The organism is Paenibacillus sp. WC2504 (genome assembly GCF_052682475.1).
In genome coordinates this window covers 2,361,558-2,386,778 of record NZ_JBQZFH010000001.1, presented here as the reverse complement: position 1 = coordinate 2,386,778, position 25,221 = coordinate 2,361,558, and the positions used below count along the sequence as shown (strand labels likewise).

Here is a 25,221-nt window from a genome sequence, read left to right as displayed (position 1 = left end):
GCATTGTCATTCTTCAGCCCTTCAAAGCCTTGATAGGCAAGGAATTATCATGAGCAAATCATACATATTGTCATTCACAACGATCTGTGTGAATCTGTCTACGAAGTACAATAAAAATAACTGATTTTTGGTCACCATTTTTACTTTATAAAAGGAGGGTTTTTATTCTATGACTAAAAAATCAGCTCATCTGATCTCACACAGTCACTGGGATCGAGAGTGGTATATGCCTTATGAGCGTCATCACTATCTATTGACCGAACTGATGAACGATCTGCTAGAAACGTTGGAGCGTGACCCTGAGTACCGTTATTTCCATTTGGATGGACAAACGATTATTATCGAGGACTATCTACAGGTTCATCCTGAAAAAAGAGAGCAATTGGAAGCCTACATCAAAGCAGGCCGCATCATTATTGGACCTTGGTATGTCCTGCAGGATGAATTCCTGACCAGTTCGGAAGCGAATGTCCGGAATTTGCTGATCGGACATCAGGATGCGGCCAAATACGGCGTTATCTCCAAGCTGGGATACTTTCCTGATTCCTTTGGCAACATGGGCCAAGCGCCACAATTGCTAAAACAAGCGGACATCGATACGGCCGTGTTCGGGCGCGGTGTAAAACCAACCGGTTTCGACAATGTTGTCATTGACGTGAACGGCTCCGGTTATGAATCTCCGTATTCGGAGATGTATTGGTCGGCCCCGGACGGCTCCAAAGTTATCGGAATCCTGTTCGCTAACTGGTACAGCAACGGCAACGAGGTTCCGGTCGAAGCCGAAGCAGCTAAGGCATTCTGGGACAAGCGTCTTGGCGATGCACAGAAATACGCGTCGACATCGGAGCTGCTGTTCATGAACGGCTGTGACCATCAGCCGATCCAACGCGACCTTAGCGAAGCTATCGACACCGCCAAAGCGCTCTACCCTGATGTGGATTTCATTCACTCTAGCTTCGAGCAGTATATCGATGCGCTCAAAAAGCAGCTGCCCGATGACATGGTGACCATCCAAGGCGAGCTGCGCAGCCAGCATACCGACGGCTGGGGCACGCTGGTCAATACCGCATCCGCCCGTGTCTATCTCAAGCAGCTGAACCAGCTGGGACAGACGCTGCTTGAGAAAGGCGCCGAGCCTCTTGCGACGCTAGCTCATCTGGCGGCCGGCAAAGCCTACCCGCACCAACTGCTCACCCATGCGTGGAAGACGCTGATGCAGAACCACCCGCATGACAGCATCTGCGGATGCAGCGTGGACGAGGTTCATCGGGAGATGGTCACGCGATTCGACAAGAGCAGGCACTTGACCGAGACCATCATCGACGAAAGCTTGCAGGTTATAGCTGGACAAATCGATACAGCCAGCGTAGGTTTCTGGCCGAAAAACAGTCTGCCATTCACGATCTACAACATGACGGGCTGGGAGCGTACAGGTACAGTCCGTATTGAACTGATCGTCGCCAAATCCTACTTCAAGGAAGGCCCGAACCCTCCGGCCATTGCGGAGAGACTGGCCCAACTGCCATTGAACTTGGACAATGGCTTACTGCTAGACGACCTAGGCCAGGCTATTTCGGCCAAGGCGGAGGATTTGGGCGTGCACTTCGGCTACGAATTGCCGAAGGACAAATTCCGGCAGCCTTACATGGCGCGCAGAATCGCGCTGACTTTCGAAGCGCAGCAGGTTCCGGCGTTGGGCTTCAAGACGTGGGCATGGGTTAGCGAACCTACAGCGCATGCTGAAGCAACAAACAGTCCGCTAATCGCAACGGATTTCGGCATGGCCAATGCGCATATAGCGGTTAGCATTCACGCAGACGGCTCCTACGACATTACCGATAAAGAGACAGGTTACACCTATGAAGGCATGGGTGTGTACGAAAACTGCGGCGATCTCGGCAACGAGTACGTCTTCCGCCAGCCTGACGGAGATGTTGCCTTGACTACCAAAGGGTTACCGGCTCAAGTGAAGCTGGTTGAAAACGAACCTTATCGAGTGACCTATGAGATTAAGCATACTTGGCTCATCCCGGCTTCCGCATCGGAGCTGTTCGAAGAAGAGAAGCGGAAAATGGTTCCCTTCCGCAAGCGTACGGCTTCGCGCTCAAGCGAATTGGTGCCATTCGAGCTGACCACCCGCATCAGCCTCGAACAATCTGGGAAAGGCATTCAGGTGTCGGCTTCCTACAATAACCAAGCCAAGGATCACCGCCTCCGGGTACTGTTCCCTACCGGGCTGACAGCGTCGACGCATCTGGCCGATTCGATTTTTGAAGCTGCTGAGCGCGATACGATTCCTGCCAAGGAGTGGATTAATCCGAGCAACGCGCAGCATCAACAAGCTTTCATCAGCGTATCGGATGGCACACAAGGCCTGACGATCGCGAATAAAGGGCTGAACGAATATGAGGTCTTGCATGGCGGCAAGAACACCATTGCCGTCACCTTGCTTCGCAGTGTGTCCGAGTTGGGCGATTGGGGCGTTTTCGCGACACCGGAAGCCCAATGTCTTGGCGATCATACGGTCGAGTTTGCGGTTTATCCGCATAAGGGCACCGCGATCCAAGCCGGCGCATTCGTCTCGGCGTATCAGTTCCAGTCGCCATGGTTCCACACGACTGCGCTGGAACAGCAGCAAGGTACACTACCGCCCCGTTATCAAGCGTTGGAATGGAGTGGCTCATCCCTTGCTTTGTCGGCATTTAAGATGTCTCTGGACCATGATGATGTCATCGTCCGACTGTACAATCTTGCCCACGAGACGGATCAGCTGACGCTGAAGCCATCCTTCCCGGTCGCTTCAGCTTACCAGAGCGACATCCTGGAGCGTCGGCACGATTCAACCGAGCTCGCAGACGGGCTAATCCGCACCACTGCGGGCAAGTGTGAAATTATCACTTATGCTTTTCAGCATGAGCAGTCCTAAATCCTAAAACTTATATCCCAGGAGGAATATTCATCATGAATTTACCCGCTTCCATTACCGAATTTCTGAACGAAGCCAACCTTAAACTGGCACACAACCCGAAGCTGCAAAAGCTTTTCAGAAACTGCTTCCCAAACACGCTGGAAACAACAACCAAGCTCCTTGATGACGGCACCACCTTCGTATTTACCGGCGATATTCCAGCCATGTGGCTGCGTGACTCTACGGAGCAGGTTCGCCATTATATTCCTTTCGCCAAGCAGGATAAGGACCTGCAACGCATCATCGGCGGTCTCATCGCGCGTCAGATGTTCTACATCAACATTGATCCTTACACCAATGCTTTTAATGAAACCGCTAGCGATAAGCACTACCGAGACACAGACGATTGCGACCTGAACCCGTGGATGTGGGAGCGGAAGTATGAGATCGATTCTCTCTGCTTCCCTGTGCAGCTTCTTTACTCTTACTGGAAGGAAACCGGGATTACGGAAGTTTTCACCCATTCGGTTTACCAGGCGTTGACGTCCATCGTGAACTTGATGATTACCGAACAGCATCATGATCAAATGTCACTGTATCATTTTACGCGCCAAACAAAGCAGCATACGGAAACGCTCCAAAATAACGGGCGCGGTCTTCCGTCCAACTACACCGGCATGACCTGGTCCGCTTTCCGTCCGAGCGACGATGCCAACCTGTACGGCTACAACATTCCGGGCAACATGTTTGCCGTCGTGATTCTCGGTCACATTATCGAAATGGCTGCGGATATCTACAACGATACGCGCTTAGCTGCACGCGCAGAAAAACTGCGGAAGGAGATCGACTTCGGCATCCAAACCTATGGCATTGTCGACCATCCGAAATACGGCAAAATTTACGCCTACGAAACGGACGGTTATGGCAACTATTGCCTGATGGACGATGCCGGCACACCAGGTTTGATCACGATCCCTTACATCGGCTACACCGGCATCGACGATCCGATCTATCAGAATACGCGCAAGTTTGCGCTTAGCTTCGATAATCCGTATTATTTCGAAGGCAAATACGCCAAAGGCATCGGCAGCCCGCATACGCCAGGCGGCTACGTCTGGCATATGGCCTTGTCTGTGCAAGCGTTGACTTCCAACAATATCGACGAGATCAAGGAGCTCATCCAGACGCTGATTAATACGGATGCGGATACCGGCTATATGCATGAAGGGTTCCATCCGGATGATCCTTCCAACTTCTCGAGACCGTGGTTCGCTTGGTCTAACAGTCTGTTCGCCTCCCTGATTTGCAAGGCTATGGACGAAGGACTCGTCTAGTAGCATAATAAGCTCCTCGTTAGCCCTTACCGGCTGCGGGGAGCTTTTTAGTTACGCTAATGCTTCCATTCCCTACGGTTCTATATATCGGCTGCCTCTGGGCTCTCTACCGCCTCCTATTCACATGCTTATACCCTACTCACATCCGCCCCCGTACTCATACTCACATTCACACTTATTCCCAAACTCATACTCATGCTCATGCTCATGCTCATGCCAATATCCATGCCCACCTGCACCAGTATCCACATTTACATTTCGATGCCAACTACGCATCATCCCATCACACTATTCACCGTACAGTCAACTTCCGCCGTCCCCACCAATTCCCCACCAATTACAACTTCATTAACCAGCGGAGATCCCACCAAGGCTTCCCTTAAAGGAACTAGAGTCCCCTATTTAGCGCAAAAGGATCGGATCCCCCTCTGAGCGGAACTACAGGATCTTATTTGACCGCCACACCACGTTTTTCGGGTGAAATCGCCAAAATAACGCCCCGTAGTTCCCCTCCCAGACGGAAAAACTGCTTTTTCAGGAAAATAACGGATCATAGTTCCCTTCGACATAAAAAAGGCGTAAAGGTCAATTTCACCTCTACGCCCACTTCTATTCCGTTTATTTTCCAACTTGTTTAGTCATTCACTAGCTGTTTTTCCAACGATCATACGCTTTTTGATAGATCTCTTGGAAACGGTCCGAGCCCATTTTCTTCAGGGTTTGTACATACTTGTCCCAACCGTCCAGCGATTCTTGTCCCGTAGTAAACTTCGCTTCCATCTGCGCAACATAAGTTGTGAGATCGGAGCGCAGTGCCGCAACTTCGCCAGACTCCGCTTCCGTCAAGTATAATGCCGGGAACGGTACGCGTGCGCCACGGTCCAGCAGTTTGGTTTTGGACTCATTTTCCACCCATTTCGCGAAATCATCCTTCACAGGCTCATCCGGTACAACCATGGGTGAAGCGATACCATAGTTAGGTGTAATCTTGGAGCGGTAAGTCTCTCTATCTTCACCATTCGGTACTGGCAGGTATTCGATTTTGCTCTTGGTGCTGTCCGTATATTTCCACAGAATGCCCTCTGGCCCTTTGTTGAACAGCATTTGGCCTTCCGGTGAGTACATATAGTCTACCCAACGAATCGACGCTTCCGGAGATTTATTGGATTTGGAGATCGCAAACGTGCCTGTCGAGAAACCTTTGTTGCTCGCGATGGCAGGAGCGCTTACCTTGTCACTGCGAACCGGACTGAACATAACGTCCTCGGTGTTAGGCTTCCCGCCATGGGACATGTAAGCATGCCAGTCGGAGAACAGCAGCACTTGATCGTTTTTAATTTTCGCTTTTTTCTGGTCATCCGTCTGTGAGAAGGATTCGTGATCCAGCAAATTGTCGGCCCAGAGCTTGTTAAGGTACGTTACGTAGCCTTTATAAGCATCTTCAGCCGGTGTATAGTGAACTTTTCCTTTATCATCCACGTACAATTCTTCTTCATAGGCTCCAAATGCGCCAAGAAGCCATGTACGGATATCTCTCAGCTTGATACCTGAGGAAGAGGACAACGGAATCTCATCCTTCTTGCCATTTTTGTTCGGATCTTCATCTCTGACGCGCTTCAGCAAATCGTACAGCTCATCCGTCGTCTCCGGCAGCTTCGTCACATTGAGTTCCTTCAGCATTTTGCCGTTGTACCACATCGGATTTCGGTACCATGGCTGAAACGGTTCAATGCGTGGAAGCGAATAAATATGCCCGTCCGGTGCTGTAATTGACTTCCGAATGTCCGGTTTATCGGCCAATACTTTCTTAATGTTCGGAGCGTACTCATCGATCAACTTCTCCAAAGGAATCAAGATGCCTTGGCTTCCGTAGTTCAACTCTTCTGCCTGTGTCAGTTTCGACGCAAAGAAAATGTCCGGGTAATCGCCGCTTGCGAAAACAAGGTTTTTCTTCGTGTCAAAGCTGTCGCGAGGAGCATTCCGGTAATCGATTTTGATGCCCGTAAGCTTCTCCATCTCTTGCATAACCGGCATATCCTTCCAGTTCTGAATCCCCATATCCGGAGCCATGATCGATAAAGTCATCGGATTCTTCACGATCGGGAACCCTTCTTTGTTCACTGAACTTGCCTTCGAACTTGCACTTCCGTTTGCGGCGCTTTCATTCTCTTTTTTAGTTGCGCAGCCGCTCAATACGGACAGTGATACCGCTAACACGAGTGCGGACGCCACGACTTGCTTCTTTCTCTTCAACATTGCATGTCCTCCCTTATGGTCATCTTTGAAAGCTGCTAGCGCTTACAAATTGAAGATTAAACTTCGCAGACGTTTTAGTAAATATGTCGATTTTGTGCTGTCAAAGACCTTCTATCTCCCCTGATTCAGGTCAGGATGGTTTGGATAAATGCGGTTCCCTCATGAAGCCTGTCACCGAATATGTGATTTTTGTAAACCTTTTACCCAGAGCAAAACATACACATTGTAACTTTTTAATTACAATTGTCAAAGGTTAATCTCCCTCTACGTAAGCGATTTCGTCCATAAAGTATTGTCATAAGTGCAGGGATGCTCAACATAAATAATAAGAGATCAGGGAGAGTTGACTGTTTGATACAGGAGGTACAATGATGAAAGATAATAAGGAATTCCCCCGAAGACCTTCCATCCAGCCATCGCAGCCTATGATAAATGATCAGCAGCTTCATGGTCATTCCCCTACACAATGGTCAACTGTTAAACCGGCCGCTCATCATTCGCAGACTGTCGGTGACCGAGGTCCCGTACTGGAACAGGACAGCGTTCTGCATGAAACACTGGAAACTTTCATCCATGAGAAGATTCTTGAAAGGCCGGTACACGTCAAAGGATACGGCGCTTTCGGATACTTTCAGACCGTCCATTCCATGGCGGCATACACGCAGCTTTGTTTTCTTCAAAGTCCTGGTCAGCAGGTCCCTGTCACCGTAAGGTTCTCGTTTGCGGTCAGCAACAAGGGTACCCCGGACACTTCCCGCAATGTGCGTGGATTCTCCACCAAGTTTTATACAGAAAAAGGTGTGTTTGATCTCCTCTGCAATCACATCCCCGTTTTTGCGGTACGCGACGCCATGCGGTTTCCAGAGTTTATTAAAGCCTTTTTACCATCACCCGTAAATAATCTCGTCGATCCCGAGCGGTTATGGAGTTTCATAGCGAGAACACCGGAGTCCATGCATTTTCTTCTCTGGCTCTATTCCGACGCCGGTACGCTTAAGAGTTTCCGTCACACCCCTGGACACAGTGTTAACACTTATGTTTGGAAAAATGCCGCAGGCGCCCGCACGTATGTTAAATATCATTGGGTTCCTTTTGCCGGTGTGCAGTACATAGACAGTCACGAAGCTGCTCAGTTGGCAGCGGAGAACCCGGATTTCGCAGGCAAGGATTTAAACGATCATTTAGCAGCGGGAAACACGGTTGAATATGGACTTTATGTTCAGCTGATGAACCCATCAGATGAAACGGCTCTTCCATTTGATCCATTGGATGATACCAAAGTTTGGGATGAACGGCAATATCCGCTGCAGCCGGTTGGCCGACTTGTGCTGAACCGTAATCCGGATAATTACATGGAGCAAGTGGAGAAAATAGCTTTTTCACCCGCCAATTTATTGGAAGGTGCCGAATTGTCAGACGACAAGCTGCTGCAGGGACGCAACAATATTTACTGGGATTCTCAGCGCCGGCGAATGGGGCCGGATTTCCGTAAGGTTCCTATTAACCACCAAGCCAACTGGTCTCCTGATTCTCTTGTGACCAGCGGTAATGGCAGATACGTAGAAGGCCATCTCATGCGATCGGACATCCCGAAGCAGGATGATTTTACACAAGCTGGCCAGTACTATTACTCTCTCTCTCCGGTGCAGCAAGATCACTTGGTTGCTAATCTCTCAGGCGATCTGTCCGGCATATCCCAGAATACGCAAAACATTGTTCTGAACTATCTCTATCATGCCTCCACCGAACTAGGAGAGCGGGTAGCTCGAGCCGTTCAAAAGCATGAACAAGGATAATGTAAACCAAATATAGATGATTCCTATAGGGTATAGGGGTCATCTATTTTTATTTCCACTCACAAATCTCACTTCCGTCCGCCTGCTGAGCAGCTCAGCTATTCCTTTTGCGATCATCTGAACGCCTCGCTCAATCAAATCCTCATCCACTTGAGAGATACTGAGGCGAATCACGTTATCTTTAGAAAAATCAGGAAGATACATGCGCTCTGCATGATCCACTAAGACATGTTGATGCTTCAGGTATTCCTGAAGCTGCTTCGCTTTTATCGGCACCGGCAATTCGATGGTGGAATAGAAGCCGGATAAGGAACCCGAGTAAGTGGCAACAGCAGGCAGCCACTTCTGGAAAGCTTGCTGCAAGAGCGCAGCCTTCTTCCTATACAGTTTCCTCATGCGTTCAATGTGGGCACTGAACATTCCGCTTTGAAGGTAAATCTCAAGCGCGCCTTGTGTCAGCATAGGCGTATGTACGTCTGCGGCAAACTTAGCTCGCAAATAATCTTCCCGCTAGGCATCAGGGAGTACGGCTAAGCCAAGTCGGAGGCCGGGCAGCATAACTTTCGAGAAGCTTTTGACATAAATCACTCTGCCGGAAGGATCGTAGGCAAACATCGGATCAGCCTTGGCATTCGAGTCCAGATCACCCATATAGTCATCCTCAATAATATACACATCATATTGCTGCGCTAATTCGACGATTTTTCGCTTCGTTTCATTCGTATGGCTGTAGCCGGTCGGGTTGTGAAATCTGGAGACTGTGTAGAACAACTTGATATCGTTATGCTTAAAAAGCTGCTCCAACCGCGTTAGATTGATCCCCTCGTTTCCTACTTCAATGCCATAAGTCTCGCTTCCATGCTGACGAATAGATTCAATAAACCCGGCGTGCGTGGGCTGCTCCAGACAGATATGACGTTTGCCATTCGGAAAAGGCAGAGATACAAGCAGATGCAGAGCTTGCTGCGAACCGGATACAACATAAATCTTATCAGGCACCGTGAACACCTGCAGTTCTTGCAAATGCCGGGCCAGCTGAACGCGTAGCGACCCAAGCCCTTGAATGTCCGAGTACGTGAACATCTCTTCTTTATAGCGTTCAATGGCCTGATTGATACAATGTTGGAAATCCCGATAAGGCATTGCATGCCGATCAGGTCCAGCCGAGAGGAAATCAATGGTGCCGTGTACTCCCTCCAACTTTTCCCGTCTTCGATATCCCTCCACGACTTAGTAGCCACTCTGGGGCACCGAATAGATGATATGCCTCTTCTCTAACTCGCCATATGCTTTCATTACCGTATTTTTGCTGCATGCGAATTCCTGGGTTAAAACACGAATAGAAGGCAACCTGTTTCCCGGCTTCAAAGTCCCATCTTCGATGTGCTTCATCATCTGATCCACAATCTCTTCATATAGCATAGGGTTCATCCCCTCTCCTTCCCAACTGTAAGGGTACAATTCAAGAATACTGCCATATAAAATTCATCCCATTCCTCGTATACTCAACGTGAAGAAAGTTATTTGTTTCCATTTCAAACCGAAGAGGAGTGATGCATGATGAAAAAAATGAATAAAATGAAGGTAATCGTTCTACTGCTTATTGCCATGCTATTTACAAGTACAGGCTCCTTCGCCAGTATCGCCAGTTCGGCTAACGCCAAGCCTGGCATCAAGGAACTTCATGTAAAAGAATTATTCCATGGAGTAACAGGGACAATCGTGATCAAAAATTTGAAAACGGATAACATGTATACCTATAATCTCCAGAGGAGCAATCAGCGGTTCACACCGGAATCCTCATTCAAAGTTCCTAATGCACTCATCGGCTTGGAAGAACATGCTGTAGAAGATGAGTACGAAGTCAAACGCTGGGACGGGATCGTTCGGGAGTTCGATGTCTGGAATCGCGATCATACGCTAGCTTCCGCTATGCGAAATTCCGCTATCTGGTATTACCAAGCGATGGCTCGGGACATTGGTCCTGAACGGATGCAAAGCAATCTCAATCGAATTGGGTATGGCAATCAAGACATTAGTGGTGGCATTGATACCTTCTGGTTGAACAGCAGCTTAACGATCTCCGCACAAGAGCAAGTTCAGTTCCTAGAGAATCTCGTGGAAGAAACCCTGCCGTTCCATGAGCAAACGATGAAAACGGTCAAACGCATCATGATCGATAACGAACAGGATGCATATACTGTTCATGGGAAAACAGGGACAAGACTTTCCGATATGGGCCTAGGGTGGTATATCGGCTATGTGGAGACCGATAAGACTTCATGGGTATTCGCCACCAACGTGGACAGCAGTGGTACGACCGCTAAGACAATCACCCTCGAGTGTCTTAAGCAATTGCATATTTTATGAGACTCTCGCTACTTCACATCATATCATGAATTTGAATTCCTATGATGAATTCACCCCGCTGGGGGAATGACCATACAATATCGGAGTATCCAAATTCCGAGGAGTGAACGTGATGTACAAACTAACGTTAGAAACGGCAAAATATGTAATGGAAGTCGCCGAACAGAAAGCCCGGCAGATGGGACTGAACAGCGATATCGCCATTGTTGATGAAGGCGCGAACCTGATCGCTTTCCATCGTATGGACGGCGCGCGAATTGCCGGGATCGAAATCTCCCAAGGCAAGGCTTGGACTAGCGCAGCCATGCAAATGCCGACAGCCAACCTTGCGCAATCGGCACTGCCAGGCTCTCCCTCATTCGGGATCAACACGACCAATCATGGTAGAGTTACCATTCTGGGTGGAGGCATACCTCTCATCCTTAACGACAAAGTCATCGGCGGCATCGGTGTAAGCGGAGGCACAAGCGCCCAAGATATTGAAGTAGCCACTGCCGCAGTTAATGCCTTTAATAGCATGCATGCTGCCAGAGACCCTTGGACGGCTAGCGCCCGTATCGGCTCTAATCAATCTTATCGATAGGCGAGCTGTTTGAAGATTTTCCCACTAAAGGAAGGCGCCTCCCCATTAAAATGAGAAACTAAAAGAGGAACTGCCGAACGATGCTTGGCAGTTCCTCTGAAGTTAATGGGACGGGTAAAACTACATCCGTCCAGATGCTTGAAGCAGCATCTGCAGAACCTTAGCAGCTGCTTCACGTGTTGTAGCATCGGCCGGGCCGAAATAGAGCTTGCCGTCAGTTTCAAAGCCCTCCATCAATCCGAGATCCGTCACAGCTTGAATGCTCTCTTGCGCATAGCTGCTGAACTGCGGAGCATCGGCATAGGCGGAATTGCCGGATTGTTTTGGCGTCTGCAGGCCAATAAGCTTAATCGCTCTAGCCAGCATCACAGTCAAATCTTGACGGGTAATGGTCTCATTCGGTTGGAACTGGTCCGCTTCTACGCCTGTGACAAGTCCCGCCTTGAAGGCTGTTGTCACATCGTTAGCGAACCAGTCGCTGCTCATCACGTCACGGAAAGGACTGGCTTCCGATTGAACTTGCAAGCCAAGCGCTCGGACGAGCATCGACGCGAATTGAGCACGCGTCACGTTGACCTTCGGTGAATACATATGGTCGGACGTGCCGTTCAGCAGGAATTTGTCTGCAAGCGACTGAATTTTATCGCGCGCCCAAGACGTATCAATATCCGTGAACGTTACCTTTCTTACGGCAGCCGCATACATGGAGAAGCCCGGACGACGTATTGTTACAATAGATGCACCATCACTTGCAGGCGTGACTTTTGCCGGTACGGGATAGACATGGCCATTCTCCAGATACAACGCGCCAGCCGTTTTTGCATCCATGCCTTTCTCGATTAGAAAAGATCTAGTGACCACCTGATCGGCTTTCAACTTAATAGGTTCGGCAGCACCGAGCTTCAAGCTGCTTGCTTCGAAGAGATAAGGCGTACCAAGAATAGAAGCCTCTTTCATTTGCTTGGTAAATTCGGACTTGCTGCTTTCGTCCTTCTTAATCGTGATTACTAAGTCTGCTGCAGTAGGCAATTCCTCTAAGACGGATAGCGGTAAAGCGATAGAGGCATCGTTCCAAATGAAGACAATCGACCCCTTTAGCCCAGCTTCCTTCAGCATCTTTGCTTGTGCAGCCGTTACTTTCAACTGAGCAGCGTTGGCATTATCGGATGCCGCTCCAATTGTTAACGCAATGGAAGTTTGCTTTTCTTGCTCCAGTGCTTTTTGCAGTTCCGCATCTGTAATTGAGACAGACAATTGCGTGCCTACCAGACTCGTGAGCGACGCGATTGAAACACTGGTTTGCCCAGCTGTAAGCACCGATGCGACGACTTCCTTATTGTACGCCGCTCCGCTCGGCGTGACAGGACCTGGTCCGGAAACTGGTGGATGATACGGGTCATCAGGATCATTTGGCGTCGGCGGATTAGGCGCATCTCCGACAACTTCACTGTTCATGTAGAATGTTTTGAATGTTGCTGTTTGGTCAACAAGTTCATAATTCTCGTTATACACTGAACCTATGAGTACCATTTTGTAACGGCCTTCCGGCAGATAAGCTGTCACCTTGTTGCTGGTGAATTCATCGATGCCAATCGCATAGGAACCATCGAATTCCGGAATAATGATATTCGTAGGGAGCGGCTTCAAGACGTCCTTCTCTTCGTCCAGATCAAAAATCTCCGCAACAGTGCCCACCATTTCATTATTCATATCGTAGAGTGCGGCATACAGATGATTGATTTCTTTGGTTGGTAGCATTGCCGTAATATCGATAGGTGCGTCTTTGGACACCGCTGCACTGCTGAGCTTCATGTTCTGAATCATAAATTCATTGCCGTCAGACTGATCGCCAACGTGAATGACGAAGGGCAAATGAAGGGAAGGAATTCCTTCACTCTCAAGTAACACCTCTCCCTCGTACACACCTGCTGGCGCGTTCGGTATGGCCTTCCCAGAGAGGTTAAAATCGAATTGAGCGCCTGCTTCCAACGTAATCTTGTTAGCCTCAAGTCCCTCCAGTCGCATCAGAATTGCGCTGGAATCCGGCGTAGGAACGGGATTATTGGGCTCGGATGTTACTGACGAATGCATCACGACTTGCGTTTTGTATGTAACCGGGGTGCTCGACACATTCTTCACGCGAAGCGGCTTCTTCACGGCTTCAGCGCCCGGAGACAACTTCCCAAAGCTTACACTGGTCGCTTGACTCGGGATTACTGTCGGATTCATTTTGTTGTCGTAGATCGTAATCTCGTCAAGGGATTCAAGGATGGCGTGTGTATCGATCGCGTTCATGACGTTAACCCGTCCTGCGCCTTGCGAATAAACGTCATACAACGTTCCGTCCTCATTACGGATCTCGTCCGCCGTATTCGCCAGTGCCGCACGAATGTCAAACGGCGTCCACTCCGGATGCGCTTGCTTAAGCAGAAGGGCGAGTCCCGCCACATGAGGCGCTGCCATGCTCGTGCCGCTCAGTCTCGCATAGGCTTTGTCATAGCTGGCGTCAGGATTCACTTTGCCGAAAGCTGGCACCGATGAGAAAATTTGAACCCCGGGTGCGCTCAAGTCCGGCTTAATGCCATAATTGCCATCGGAGTTAGGTCCTCTGGAGCTGAAATCGGCCATTCGGTCACCCGCTACGAAGTAAGTATGAAAGTCGTTCTTGATCGTGAACTTCAGCTTCAGATCCGGATGGGCAGTCAACTCACGGGCAAGTGCACGTCCCATTTTACCCGGCATGTCAAAGGTCGGAATATAATCATAACCATCGCCCAGGAAACCAACAGGTCCGATCGGACCGTCGCGCGACGGTATAACCTCGGACAAATCGGGCACGGTACTCCCCACTATATCCTTGCTGTTGCCATTGAAAATAACAGCAGCTTTCGCGCCATGCTTGGCGGCGAGTTTCACTTTCTCATCGAAAGTTAAGAGCCCACGGGAGATAAAGACGATTTTATCAGCCAAAAAGTCAGAGCTAAGGTCATCATAATCGGAATCCGCGCCAAGACCGACATATACGCCTTGAATCGGATCGGCTCCAAACATCTCATTGAACTTTTCTTGCCCTGTTGTCCAGCTCATCAAACTCATATTGACATCAGAACCCAGCAATGGGGCTTCGCCATATACATCCGAGCTAACAGCGCTATACACAGATCCCGTGACGCGATTGCCGTCGCTGGTCGCTGCACCCACGGAGATCGCCAATTGTGAGGATGCCGGCGAGCCCATGGAGTAATAGTAGTGAGCTCCAGTACCTGCATTGCCATTGGCCACAACAGCCACGACACCTGCCAAAACAGCATTATTCACTGCAACCGCATCTGGGGAGTCAGGGTCCTTTTCCAAATCGCTTCCCAGAGAAAGGTTGATGACATCCATCTTGTCTTCGACAGCATGTTCAATCCCGTCGATGACTTGAGCGGAAGTACCGCCATCCGGCCCGAGCACTTTGTAAGCATAAAGTTTGGCTTTATAAGCAATCCCCTTCTGCACGCGATCAGATGTCGGATTCGAAGCCGTGCCAACGATAGTACCTGAGACATGCGTACCATGGTGGGAGCCTTCATAGTCATTCATCGGCAAGTCCTCATAAGGATCGTCATCTTGATTGATCGCATCGTAACCGCCGTCTTTATAAGCACCGGCAAGATCGGGATGAAGGTAATCGACGCCGGTATCAATGACGCCAACTTTCAAGCCTTCGCCTGTTAACCCGCGCTCCCACGCCTTCAAGACACCGATTTGTTCGAGCGGAACCGTATCGAAATTTGGCGAGTCAACTGCAGCTAGAAAGCTGTCATGCTCTTCGATCGGATAGTAGATGACATTCTTATGAATCGACTTTACCCCAGGAAGCTTGGCCAACTGCGGAATCAGATCAGCGCGAATCGTGACCTCCAGCCCATTTAGTACGGTGTTGAAGCTGCGTTCAATCGTAAATGGAATGCTGCTTGTCCGTGCGCTGCTTACGAAGGCATCTTGTTCCGATTGCACAGTAATCTCGCTGGCTTCTGCAGCTAGTAGCTTGTAACCTAGTTTGGCGGCATACTGCCCGACGGCAGCAGGCTGGCCGCTCAGTTGAACGATGACTTTCATCTCTTCCGAGGAAGTCGTATTAATGTCTTCGGCAACGTGCGCTTGGCTCGGAACCGAATTAACTTTGGGGTCTGCCTTAGAATCCTTCAACAGACGTGTAATCGATTTCAAGCCTTCCATAGTCACGAAGGTGGTCTTTTCTCGAGGAGCAGCAAAGGCGGTAGGTAAGCTTGTCGTGACGAGACTCCCGGCTAGCACAGAGATCATCGCGAGCGACAGCGATTTTTTGAGTAGTGATCGTTTCACGTTCAGGTACCCCATTTCGGATCAGATTAAAAGCTTCCTCGCAGGCTAGCGTAAGTTCTCGACGTCCAAACCGTCGATGGTAACAATGCTGTTGCTCGACTTGGAATTCGCTTCTCCCGCATGCACGATCTTGATTTTGTGCATGCTATTTGACAACTCGCCCGACAGAAAGACAGGCACCCGATAACGTAGACTCTCGCTGTACAAATCGATCGGAACCGGTGTTACAGAGATTCCGTCGATATAAATATTTACTTTTCCACGGTTGCTGCCTGTCGTTGACCACAGGGTGACCTTGGTGCCCGTGAATGTGAATTCGGCGGAGCTGTCAGGTGTCGTTGTGTAGGTCTGCACGCCGTCGGGATAGTTGGCACCATACCGGGTCGCCCAAGGGCCTGTATAGTTAGCCGCCGCATGAGTAGGTGAAATTAATCCTGATAAATGGAAGGCATCCACATTAATACTCTTCTTTTGACCTCCTCCGCCTGAGGATCGAATGACTACATCGTGATGTCCGTTAGGCAGCACCGTTTTGAAAAGCGACTGCTTCGATTGCGGCGTCTTGCTGTATAGATCGGCATACCCTGAAATAATACCGTCAATCCATATTTCGCCGATGCCTTGTTCGTCGTTCTTCGTACCGATCCATTCAAACATATTGCCTTTAAATCCGAATTGGACGTAACCATCACCGGTAAGCTGTTTGATCGTTCCTTGGGAATAAGAAGGACCCGAAAGCGCAGCCCAGTTTCCATCGTAGTGGAGCGTAGGGTCTTCATCTTCAATGGATTCAGACTCATTGCTGTATCGAACGTTCAACGTGTAGTTGCCTGCTCCGGCTACGGCGTAAACATTGATGTAATAGGTTCCCGTCTTGTCAGCCCGGTACGTGATCGATTCAGATGACTTGCCTGCGGATTCGGAAAATGCGACAGCCCCTTCCTTGCTTTGCACGGTTTTAGCGGAAGAATCGTATAAAATGAGATCAAAATCCGTCTCCGCAGCGCCAGTAAGGGAGAAGGTTGCTTCTTCACCGGCATTCAGTTCTACCGAATAAACATGATTCGGGTCGTTCGCCTGATCGAGTCGAGCGTTGACAGAGGAATCCAGCAACGACATGCCAGGGATGTCCTTATTCCACAGCGCGCGATAAGCGCTTATTAATTTGCCGCTCACGGTATTCGCTTTTAAATCACTGAGCGTTTTGCCGCTATTCACGACGCGCTGCTTAATGTCCAAAGCGTCCATTGCCGGGTTCTGGCTTGCTACCAGCGCAGCTACCCCTGCAGCGTAGGCGGCAGCGTACAATGTTCCTTGGGAATACGAGTAATTACCGTTGCTGTTCTTGAGATTGATGGTAGTCATCTCGGGTTTATTGCTGATAACCGTGTCGTAAAATAGCGAGACATCCATCAGCCTATACGTTTGATTATCATAAATGGTGCCGGGAACTCCCCATGTTTTGAAGATATACCCGCCTTCCTTGACGAGCTTGATTCCTAAAACATCAAGTACAAACTTAGAATTTAAACTTTGGTCAATTAAATCCTGGCCTGTAAGCATCAAATGGCCGCCATCCGTGAGATAACGAGTCAAATTGTCTTGATCGACATCCGTTAACAACTTCGAATTGTTGGCAGTTGCTGCCGTGCCCGAGAACCAAACAACAACGTTATATTGCTTTAACTGTTCAAGCGGCGGACCATCGAAGGACTCATCCGGTGTTTCAAAGGTTTCGTAGGTATAACCGGCGTTCTCAAGCAACCCTTTATAAACGGCAAATGGATCGCTCTCGTACATCGGACCGATTTCTCCACCGCTGCGGCGGCTGTCGTTCACGAGTAAGATCTTCGGTTCGGCTCCGCCAACCGGCTTGAGGTAGGCCATGGCACGATTAAACATATCTTGCCGCTGCCCCGCTGTTTCCGGTGTATCGATCGGAATTTCTTCAAACCCGATGCCGTTGTAGTAAGCTTTGTAGACGCCGTTATCAATCTGGGCGGCATAACCGGCATTCACGTCAGGCGACGTCGAAATAATAAGCTCGGACGGCGCAGCCACATCGACGGAGGCTTGTCCACGCGCGGCGCCTAAAGCCATGGTACCAAGGATATTAACGCCTGTGACCGACAGCACGTTCGAACTCGGGTAAGCGGCCGGGTATACAGGACTGACATCCGCATTCAAAATTGCACCGCCACTTTCGCCGGCAGGAGCCACGAATAACATGGTAGAAGCATTAATGGCGTCTTCAATCAACTTGCTTCTGTAGGTGTACACGATCCCAAGCGTGGCGATCTTTACACCGTTCTCTTCGGCATAGTGAATAGCATTCACTACATCTGTGAAGTAACCGCCTGCTTCAGAAGCTACCTTGATAGGCATAATCTTGACATTAGGCGCAACCCCGGCAATCCCCTCGTCATTGTTCATCTTGGCTGCGATTTGACCGGCAACCGTCGTACCATAGACATCGTTGAGACCATCAATCGTATCAAACAATGTGTTGTCGCCGTGCGCGAAATCCCATCCGTTCACATCATCGATAAGTCCATTGCCATCATCATCGATGTTGTTGTCCGGGATTTCCTTCTCGTTCGTCCAAATTTGGCCGACCAAATCAGGGACATCGAGCTTCACTCCCGTGCCAATGACAGCGACAGTCACGTCTTTGCTGCCCTTGGTTATCTGCCAAGCTTCCGGCAAATCCAGGTCTATATCGGGCGTGCCTCCCGGCACCACGCCTCCATTGAGATCTTGACCGGTGTTATTCAGTGCCCACTGCTCATGAAACAGCGGATCATTCGGCAATGGCGGTGAGTCGTCACCAGTTTCCGCAGCCGAAACAGCCGATTGGCTCGGGACATTGGCTGGACGGAATGTTTGCGGATTAACTACGCTTGACACTTTATAGTCGGGTTCCGCATAGACAACGTTCGGATCCTTGAGAAGTTCTTGAATAACGTTAGAAACGTCAGCCCCAGCCGCAAGTTTCAGCAGCTTCGCATTGGGAACCGCCAACGGGCTTGTGCCAATTACTTGCTTGGACAGCGTATCCGCAAATACCGATCCAGATTCCGAGCGGTACTTGACGATGACATGATCGGCGGCGTACTTCTGCTTTTCAGGCAGTGAGTTGACGAATGAGGGCTGTTGGCCGGTAGCCTGCAGCGAACTATTCGTGTGTGATTCAACGGAAATCGTTGGGTCAAGGGAAGCTTGTCCTTCCGTCCATTGACTTTTTCTAATCGGATCGTTTTTCTCGGGTTGCACAGCTAAAGCAGGCGTCACAACTCCAAATAGCAGCATCGATGAAAGAAGAGCGGAAGCCATGTTCTTACTTTTCCTGGTCAAGTCTTGTCACTTCCTTCACATATTTGGTTGAAAGTCCAAAATGAAAGCGCTTTAAAATCATGCCGATCTACTAGTAAGTAAGTATCCTATCCTTAACTTCGTAATTCTCTCGTGCAGCCTAAAAAACAATACGGATATTTGTCCTGATACACCCCCCATCTTCTGCGTGTGTTCTTCCACAGTACCAACGGTCTGCTACGCGGCCGACGACCTTACTTGCAGCTCACGAACGACTGGAGAAGCGAATTGGAAAATATGTCATTAAACCTAACACGACTCTTCCAAATTCTGAGATTATTATATATTTGCTCAAACTGAAGAGTCAATAGGTTTAATTTCTTATAATTTTTAGAGTATTTGTGCAAAAATACTAACGCAAATTGTGATAATGCTATCATTTGAGAGTTAGCAAAATTTTTTTTAAAAGTTTGCAACCTTTTCTTTCAGCCTGCCGTTTATGAGGATGTGAAAGCAATAAACAAACTATATGAGGTGAATTTCATGAAAAAAATATTCAAAACGATGACTCTATCAGCAGCCACTGCTGTTTTCTCTTTAACGCTTGTAGGACAAAGCTTCGCAGCAGCGCCAAGCTTTACGGATTTGGATAAAGTTGCAGCCAAGGACAAAATCATGTCCCTTCAACAAAGCGGCATCGTATCCGGCATCACGCCTGAATTGTTTGCTCCTCAAGCAGCGATGTCACAAGCACAAGGCATTCAATTACTTGTTAATGCATTCAAGCTGAATCTCGATTTGGTAAGATTCGTAAAAGAACCAAAAGCCACTGATTATTTTGTTAAAGCGAATAATGATTCTTGGTATGCCAATGCGCTTATTACGGCTGCCGTCAACAATGTTGAGCTTTCAAAGGATTTAGATCCTAATGCAACCTTAACTCGCGAACAGTTCACGCATCAGCTCATTCGTGCTATTGAAACATTCGGTAAGCTTCCACTGATTAATCCGGTTGTTGTAGATATTAAAGATAACGATCAAATTAACGTCGAATATTCAGGTTCCATCCAGCGCGCAATTAACTACGGGGTGATCAAATTGAGTGCAGATGGAAAAATGAATCCAAAAGCTGAAATCACCCGTGCGGATGCGGCAGAAGAAATTTTCAACGCCATCGAGTACTTGAAAGCTCACCAAGCGCCAGCGGCTCCAACTGAAGCCCTTACAGCACCAGAAGGTGTGAAACTGATCACTGAGACATTGGGACTTGTTGATACAGACATTAAAATTAAGATTGACCCGAACTCCAAAATGACTCGTGAGTCATTCACGAATCTCCTCGTTACGACGCTTCAATCAAGCGGTAAACTGCCTATGATTAAGGTTGTTCCAGTTGATATCAAAGATAATGATCAGATCGACATTTTAAATACAGGCGCTATCCAAACAGCGATTGCCATTGGTGCCGTGCAGTTGAATTCAGATGGCAAGTTCGATCCTAAAACTGAAATTACCCGTGCAGATGCAACGGAAATTGCTAATAACGTTGTTGATTATTTGAAATCTCACCAAGTGCATTCAGATCCAGGTGCAGCTATTACTGCTACGGAAGGCGTGAGACTGATCACGGAAACACTTGGACTCGTTGGTTCAGACATCAACATCAAGATTGACCCGAACTCCAAAATGACTCGTGAGTCATTCACGAATCTGCTCGTGACGACGCTTCAATCAAGCGGTAAACTACCTATGATTAAGGTAGTTCCAGTTGATATCAAAGACAATGACCAGATCGATATTTTAAAATCAGGTTCCATTCAAACTGCGATCGCTCTTGATATCATTAAATTAAATGCAGACGGCACTTTCAATCCAAAAGCAGAAATTTCCCGTGTTGATGCAACTGAAATTGCAAACAATGCCGTTGCAGCTGTCAAAGCGTTGCCGAACAATAAATAAAGATACATGTTATTCTGCAGAGAGAGGACGCGTTAAGCGCCTCTCTCTTTTTAACATGCACGAATAAAGCTTGTCTGATCTAACGGACCTCATTGCCGTTATTTTCAATAAATCCGCCTCTTTTCGATTCTAACGGACTCCATGGGGCGTTATATGATCAAATCTCATCCGAATTTCATGCTAGATGCATGAATAGCCGCGCTGATGTCCGTTAGAATCAGGTACCGGCCTTTTTTCGCCAAATAACGGCTGCTCTGGGGCTAGAATTAGAAGTGGACACATCGTTAAGTGACCCCAATAATAGACTTAACGAATAGGAGGGGTCCGCCCATGGGAGAGCAACGCCAACGATATAATGAAGATTTTAAGAAACAAGCAGTAAAATACGTTCAAGAACAAACAAAGACATTACCGGAAATCGCAGAGGAAATGAACATCCCCGCTGGAACATTAAAGAATTGGATGACAAAATATCGTTCCTTTGAAAACGAGCCTGTAGGTAACCCAGAGAAACTTCGGGACATTGAGAAACGCCTGCAGGCCTCTGAGCGGGAGAAGCAGGATCTGCAGGAAGAACTAGCGATCCTAAAAAAGGCGCTGCACATCTTCAGCAAAGAAAGGAACTAAGGTTCCAGTTCATCGAAGATCATCGCTCTGAGTTTCAGGTGGCGAAGATGTGCAGGGTCATGCAGGTATCGAGGAGCGGTTTCTACAAGTGGCAACAGGCGCTACCAAGCGAACAGGAATTGCATAAAACAGCGCTACTGAAGCGAATTGTTTATCACTTTCATGATTCCGGGGAACGCTATGGCAGCCCCAAAATTACTCGTATGCTGTGGAAAGAGGGCTTAACCATCTCAGAGCGTACCGTCAGTGTTTACATGAAAGAGCTAGGTTTACGTTCCTGCGTATCTCGCAAATTTAGAGTGCAAACGACAGATTCTAATCACAGCCTCCCGATTGCCCCAAATGTACTTTATCAAAAGTTTGCAACCGATAAGCCTGAGAAGGTCTGGGTGGCAGACATTACGTATATCCCGTGTCGAGAAGGCCGGCTGTATCTAGCAAGTGTTTTGGACTTGTGCACCAAAGAAATTGTAGGCTGGCGACTTCATGATCGGATGACAACAGAGCTCACTCTGAGCGCTCTAGAAGCCGCTCATCAAGCTAAAAAGCCAGCTAAGGGACTTATTCATCATACCGATCGTGGATCACAGTATGCCTCTAAAGAATACAGAGAAAAGCTAGCTTCATACTCTATGCAAGCCAGCATGAGCCGCAAAGGGAACTGCTACGACAATGCCTGCATAGAGTCGTTCCACAGCATTTTAAAGAAAGAACTTATTTATTGCACGAAATTCAAAACCAAGCACCAGGCATACGAAGCCATTTTTCGGTATATTGAATTCTTCTATAACCGCAAACGAGTTCATAGCTCCCTCGGCTATGTTTCGCCTGTTCAGTTTGCGGCGACCTTTTCAGAAACTGCGTGTTCGTCACTTAATGATGTGTTTACTTTCTTGACAGAGGTCCACTCAGTCCGTTAGCACTATAAACAAAAAAGCTCCGAGCTAATCACTCGAAGCCTCCTCACCCACATTCATCCCTTCCCGAAATTAGCCAACAAACTATGCTTCAAAGTGATACTTTTTCTTCGCAATCCGTCCGATCACATTCACTAATCCGTACAAAACAATGGATAGAAGCGCCAACATCGCTATGCTCACCATGACCATGTTCATTTGGAAAACTTGACCGCCGTAGATAATTAAATAACCGAGCCCCGCTTTGGAGGACAGGAATTCTCCCATAATGACGCCGACAAGCGTCAAACCGACATTGACTTTTAACGTTGCAATCAAGTTAGGAATGCTAGCCGGCAGCAGCACCATCCGCAGCATCTGCGCCTTGGTTGCACCGAAGGATTCCATGAGTTTGAGCTTCGTTTTGCTAATTTCCTTAAACCCGCTCTCCACCATAATAATGGTGACGATGACCGATATCGCCATGGCCATCCCGTAAATCGAGTACTTATCTCCAAGCCAGATGTAAAAGATCGGCCCAAGCGCTACCTTCGGCAATGCATTCAATACTACGACGTACGGCTCCAATACTTTGGAAGCAAAGGTTGACCACCAGAACACAACGGCTACGAGTGTACCTAACAGCATGGACACGACTATCCCGATAAAAGTTTCAATTGCCGTAGTCCATGTGTGCTTGAACAGATCGCCATGGAAGGCAAGCTCTTGAAATGAATTGACAATTTGCGATGGTTTGCTCGTTAACATGGAGTCTACCCACTTCATATTAGCGGCGAGTTCCCAGAGCCCCAGGAACAGGATGAGTACCAACAGTTGGGTTAGGCGAACCGCCCACAGCTTGCGTTTTTGCACCCGCAGATATTTGGCATACTGAACGGATGTTGCCTTTTCCGGGATTCCCGGAACCAAGGCTATGGATTGCTCTTTTATCGCCTCCGAACCCATACTTGGCTCACTAACCGGCAGTGACGACATGTCCTTCCAACTCCCTCCAAATTTGATTAAAGTACTCATTGTAACCGGTCGCTTCTCGTTTGTTCCACGGAGTTAACGGTTCTCCCTTACCAAGTTCAATATCGTAAACCGATGAAATCGTGCTCGGCCGCTTGGACATGACCATGACCCGGTCTCCCATACTGATGGCCTCGGATATATCGTGAGTGACAAGCACGGCGGTCTTTCCTTGATCTTTGATGATCCTGAAAATTTCATCGTTCAGCGTGATCCGCGTTTGATAATCGAGAGCGGAAAACGGCTCATCCAGCAGCAAAATGTCCGGTTCCGTCACGAGCGTACGGATTAAGGCGACCCTTTGGCGCATTCCGCCTGAAAGCTGTGCCGGACTATGATGAGCAAAACCGCCCAACCCGTAACGGTCCAGCAACTCCATGGCTTTCCGCCTGGCTTTCTGCAAATCCATCTTGCGTACCTCAGCGCCAACTAGCAAGTTACTCAAGATATCACGCCATTCAAACAAATGATCATGCTGCAGCATGTATCCCACCTTTGGCGAAGTGCCGATCACTTCCTGCCCATCAATCAACACACTGCCACTTGTTGGTCTATACATGCCGGAGATCAGAGAAAGCATCGTACTTTTGCCGCAGCCGCTTGGACCAACAATGCTAATAAACTCACCCGCTTGAATCGACATATTGATTTTGCGTATCGCCTCGGTCTCTTGCTTCAGAGTAAAATAACTGAGGCAAACATCCTTCAATTGGATTTGTGCCATCCGTCTATTCCGCCTTCCCGATTTTTTTCACAAAGCTCATATCCACTACGGCGTTGATATCCGTTACTTTCTGTTCCGGTTTCAGCACACCGTTATCGATCAGAACTTTTTGCAGCGTGTCAAATTGCCCAGCATTCAGTTCCGGAACCGCCGGCCAAGTATCCTGCTTCATATAACGATCAACAGATTGAATAATGATATCTTTAGGCGTCCCATCAAAAAACGGCATTAATGCATTAGCGATATCGTCTGGAGATGCGGTTTGCATCCATGCTCGACCTTTGGCTACGGCATTGACGAATTTCTGGATAATGACAGGGTTTTTCTTTATGTAATCGGAGGTGGCCACATAAGATGTTTCAGGGAAAGCCCCAAAATCTTGTCCAACGGAAGCAACATAGTGAGCTTTACCTTCCTTCACTAAGCTGGACGCGATGGGCTCGAAGACTTGAATGTAATCCCCTTTGCCGCTTGTGAAAGCACCCGCCATGGCCGTCGAGGCGATATTCGTCACAACGTCCGTCTGAGCAACCTTTTCTTGCGTCAACTTCGTGTTCAGCACCATTTGCGGCGCACTGCCAGGCCTCCACCCAATCACTGACTTGCCTCCCAAGTCACTCCATTTGAAGTTATCAACCTTATTTCGCGAGAGTAAAAAAGAGCCGTCCTTCATCGTGAGCTGGTGAAAGATTTTAAGTGTTTTATCGCCTTTTTGGTTATAAATGTAGATGGCGGTCTCGGGTCCGACAAGCGAAATGTCGGCAATGCCGGCGATCAGTGCAGCCGCTCCTTTGTCCGAGCCTTGCGCGGTATTCATATCCACGTTCAGCCCTTCCTCTTTAAAAAATCCTTTTTCCATAGCAATGTAATGCGGCGCATAAAAAACAGAACGGATAACCTCAGAAAATTTGACGGTTTGCAGGGCTTCCTCCTTTTTCTTGTCCGCTGCAGCGGCGGGCACGGTTGTCGAAGATGTTGTCGAGCCACATCCGGTGGCAACTGTCAGGAGCATAGCGGCGAGTGAAATAATGGCGATTTTCTTCATTTTGAACATGAGCAATCATCCTTTCAAAA

At 48.5% G+C, this 25,221-nt stretch carries 14 protein-coding genes and 1 pseudogene; 8 read left to right on the top strand and 7 right to left on the bottom strand.

Annotated elements, in window-relative coordinates:
• Positions 1 to 169 precede the first annotated feature (169 nt).
• Together ACUN27_RS10500 and ACUN27_RS10495 are read left to right on the top strand one after the other, a co-directional pair.
• Positions 170 to 2,926 carry an alpha-mannosidase gene (locus ACUN27_RS10500; protein WP_326062388.1) on the top strand — a complete coding sequence of 919 codons (2,757 nt, stop codon included), beginning with the start codon at positions 170 to 172 and terminating at the stop codon, positions 2,924 to 2,926.
• 35 nt (positions 2,927 to 2,961) lie between these two features.
• Positions 2,962 to 4,242: a glycoside hydrolase family 125 protein gene (locus tag ACUN27_RS10495; RefSeq protein WP_315955486.1), complete on the top strand. Its 1,281-nt coding sequence runs from the start codon at positions 2,962 to 2,964 to the stop codon at positions 4,240 to 4,242.
• Positions 4,243 to 4,887: 645 nt separating this feature from the next.
• Here ACUN27_RS10495 and ACUN27_RS10490 read toward each other — a convergent pair.
• Positions 4,888 to 6,498, bottom strand: a complete 1,611-nt coding sequence (locus tag ACUN27_RS10490; RefSeq protein WP_315955487.1) for an extracellular solute-binding protein — start codon at positions 6,496 to 6,498, stop codon at positions 4,888 to 4,890.
• A 425-nt stretch (positions 6,499 to 6,923) separates the two neighbouring features.
• Here ACUN27_RS10490 and ACUN27_RS10485 point away from each other — a divergent pair, with 425 nt between their 5' ends.
• A complete protein-coding gene (locus tag ACUN27_RS10485) occupies positions 6,924 to 8,294 on the top strand; it encodes a catalase (RefSeq protein ID WP_445560613.1) in 1,371 nt (456 codons plus the stop codon).
• Between the two features lie 39 nt (positions 8,295 to 8,333).
• Here the strand turns inward: ACUN27_RS10485 and ACUN27_RS10480 are convergent.
• Positions 8,334 to 9,716, bottom strand: a pseudogene (locus ACUN27_RS10480) (aminotransferase-like domain-containing protein).
• A 156-nt stretch (positions 9,717 to 9,872) separates the two neighbouring features.
• On the opposite strand from ACUN27_RS10480, the gene blaOXA reads away from it, so the two are divergent.
• The gene (gene blaOXA / locus ACUN27_RS10475) at positions 9,873 to 10,664 is read left to right on the top strand and encodes a class D beta-lactamase (RefSeq protein ID WP_445560612.1); all 792 of its coding nucleotides are present in this window, start codon (positions 9,873 to 9,875) and stop codon (positions 10,662 to 10,664) included.
• A gap of 112 nt (positions 10,665 to 10,776) precedes the next feature.
• Entirely contained in the window at positions 10,777 to 11,247 is a 471-nt protein-coding gene (locus ACUN27_RS10470; RefSeq protein WP_315955489.1) for a GlcG/HbpS family heme-binding protein, read from the top strand.
• A 120-nt stretch (positions 11,248 to 11,367) separates the two neighbouring features.
• Here the strand turns inward: ACUN27_RS10470 and ACUN27_RS10465 are convergent, their stop codons facing one another.
• Together ACUN27_RS10465 and ACUN27_RS10460 are read right to left on the bottom strand one after the other, a co-directional pair.
• Positions 11,368 to 15,597, bottom strand: a complete 4,230-nt coding sequence (locus ACUN27_RS10465; RefSeq protein ID WP_445558846.1) for a S8 family serine peptidase — start codon at positions 15,595 to 15,597, stop codon at positions 11,368 to 11,370.
• 45 nt (positions 15,598 to 15,642) lie between these two features.
• Complete coding sequence (locus tag ACUN27_RS10460; RefSeq protein ID WP_326062386.1) at positions 15,643 to 18,951, bottom strand: S8 family serine peptidase; 3,309 nt, start codon at positions 18,949 to 18,951, stop codon at positions 15,643 to 15,645.
• Between the two features lie 501 nt (positions 18,952 to 19,452).
• On the opposite strand from ACUN27_RS10460, the gene ACUN27_RS10455 reads away from it, so the two are divergent.
• The 3 genes from ACUN27_RS10455 (at position 19,453) to ACUN27_RS10445 (ending at position 22,415) form a co-directional block, all read left to right on the top strand.
• Positions 19,453 to 20,868: an S-layer homology domain-containing protein gene (locus ACUN27_RS10455; RefSeq protein ID WP_326062385.1), complete on the top strand. Its 1,416-nt coding sequence runs from the start codon at positions 19,453 to 19,455 to the stop codon at positions 20,866 to 20,868.
• Positions 20,869 to 21,198: 330 nt separating this feature from the next.
• Complete coding sequence (locus ACUN27_RS10450) at positions 21,199 to 21,495, top strand: transposase (RefSeq protein ID WP_326063633.1); 297 nt, start codon at positions 21,199 to 21,201, stop codon at positions 21,493 to 21,495.
• An 11-nt stretch (positions 21,496 to 21,506) separates the two neighbouring features.
• Positions 21,507 to 22,415: an IS3 family transposase gene (locus tag ACUN27_RS10445; RefSeq protein WP_445560611.1), complete on the top strand. Its 909-nt coding sequence runs from the start codon at positions 21,507 to 21,509 to the stop codon at positions 22,413 to 22,415.
• Positions 22,416 to 22,496: 81 nt separating this feature from the next.
• Here the strand turns inward: ACUN27_RS10445 and ACUN27_RS10440 are convergent, their stop codons facing one another.
• The 3 genes from ACUN27_RS10440 to ACUN27_RS10430 are packed head-to-tail and all read right to left on the bottom strand — an operon-like array spanning position 22,497 to position 25,201.
• Complete coding sequence (locus tag ACUN27_RS10440) at positions 22,497 to 23,387, bottom strand: ABC transporter permease (RefSeq protein ID WP_315951523.1); 891 nt, start codon at positions 23,385 to 23,387, stop codon at positions 22,497 to 22,499.
• Positions 23,368 to 24,147 carry an ABC transporter ATP-binding protein gene (locus ACUN27_RS10435; RefSeq protein WP_315951524.1) on the bottom strand — a complete coding sequence of 260 codons (780 nt, stop codon included), beginning with the start codon at positions 24,145 to 24,147 and terminating at the stop codon, positions 23,368 to 23,370. Before ACUN27_RS10435 ends, ACUN27_RS10440 begins: the two co-directional genes overlap by 20 nt.
• Positions 24,148 to 24,151: 4 nt before the next feature.
• Entirely contained in the window at positions 24,152 to 25,201 is a 1,050-nt protein-coding gene (locus ACUN27_RS10430; RefSeq protein WP_315951525.1) for an ABC transporter substrate-binding protein, read from the bottom strand.
• Positions 25,202 to 25,221: the final 20 nt, after the last annotated feature.

Excerpts from the sequence above, each read along its gene's own strand:
- ACUN27_RS10435 (WP_315951524.1), bottom strand. The coding sequence starts at position 24,147 with ATGGCACAAATCCAATTGAAGGATGTTTGCCTCAGTTATTTTACTCTG.
- ACUN27_RS10490 (WP_315955487.1), bottom strand. The coding sequence starts at position 6,498 with ATGTTGAAGAGAAAGAAGCAAGTCGTGGCGTCCGCACTCGTGTTAGCG.
- ACUN27_RS10430 (WP_315951525.1), bottom strand. The coding sequence starts at position 25,201 with ATGTTCAAAATGAAGAAAATCGCCATTATTTCACTCGCCGCTATGCTC.
- blaOXA (WP_445560612.1), top strand. The coding sequence starts at position 9,873 with ATGAAGGTAATCGTTCTACTGCTTATTGCCATGCTATTTACAAGTACA.
- ACUN27_RS10470 (WP_315955489.1), top strand. The coding sequence starts at position 10,777 with ATGTACAAACTAACGTTAGAAACGGCAAAATATGTAATGGAAGTCGCC.
- ACUN27_RS10455 (WP_326062385.1), top strand. The coding sequence starts at position 19,453 with ATGAAAAAAATATTCAAAACGATGACTCTATCAGCAGCCACTGCTGTT.
- ACUN27_RS10450 (WP_326063633.1), top strand. The coding sequence starts at position 21,199 with ATGGGAGAGCAACGCCAACGATATAATGAAGATTTTAAGAAACAAGCA.
- ACUN27_RS10485 (WP_445560613.1), top strand. The coding sequence starts at position 6,924 with ATGATAAATGATCAGCAGCTTCATGGTCATTCCCCTACACAATGGTCA.
- ACUN27_RS10500 (WP_326062388.1), top strand. The coding sequence starts at position 170 with ATGACTAAAAAATCAGCTCATCTGATCTCACACAGTCACTGGGATCGA.
- ACUN27_RS10440 (WP_315951523.1), bottom strand. The coding sequence starts at position 23,387 with ATGTCGTCACTGCCGGTTAGTGAGCCAAGTATGGGTTCGGAGGCGATA.
- ACUN27_RS10495 (WP_315955486.1), top strand. The coding sequence starts at position 2,962 with ATGAATTTACCCGCTTCCATTACCGAATTTCTGAACGAAGCCAACCTT.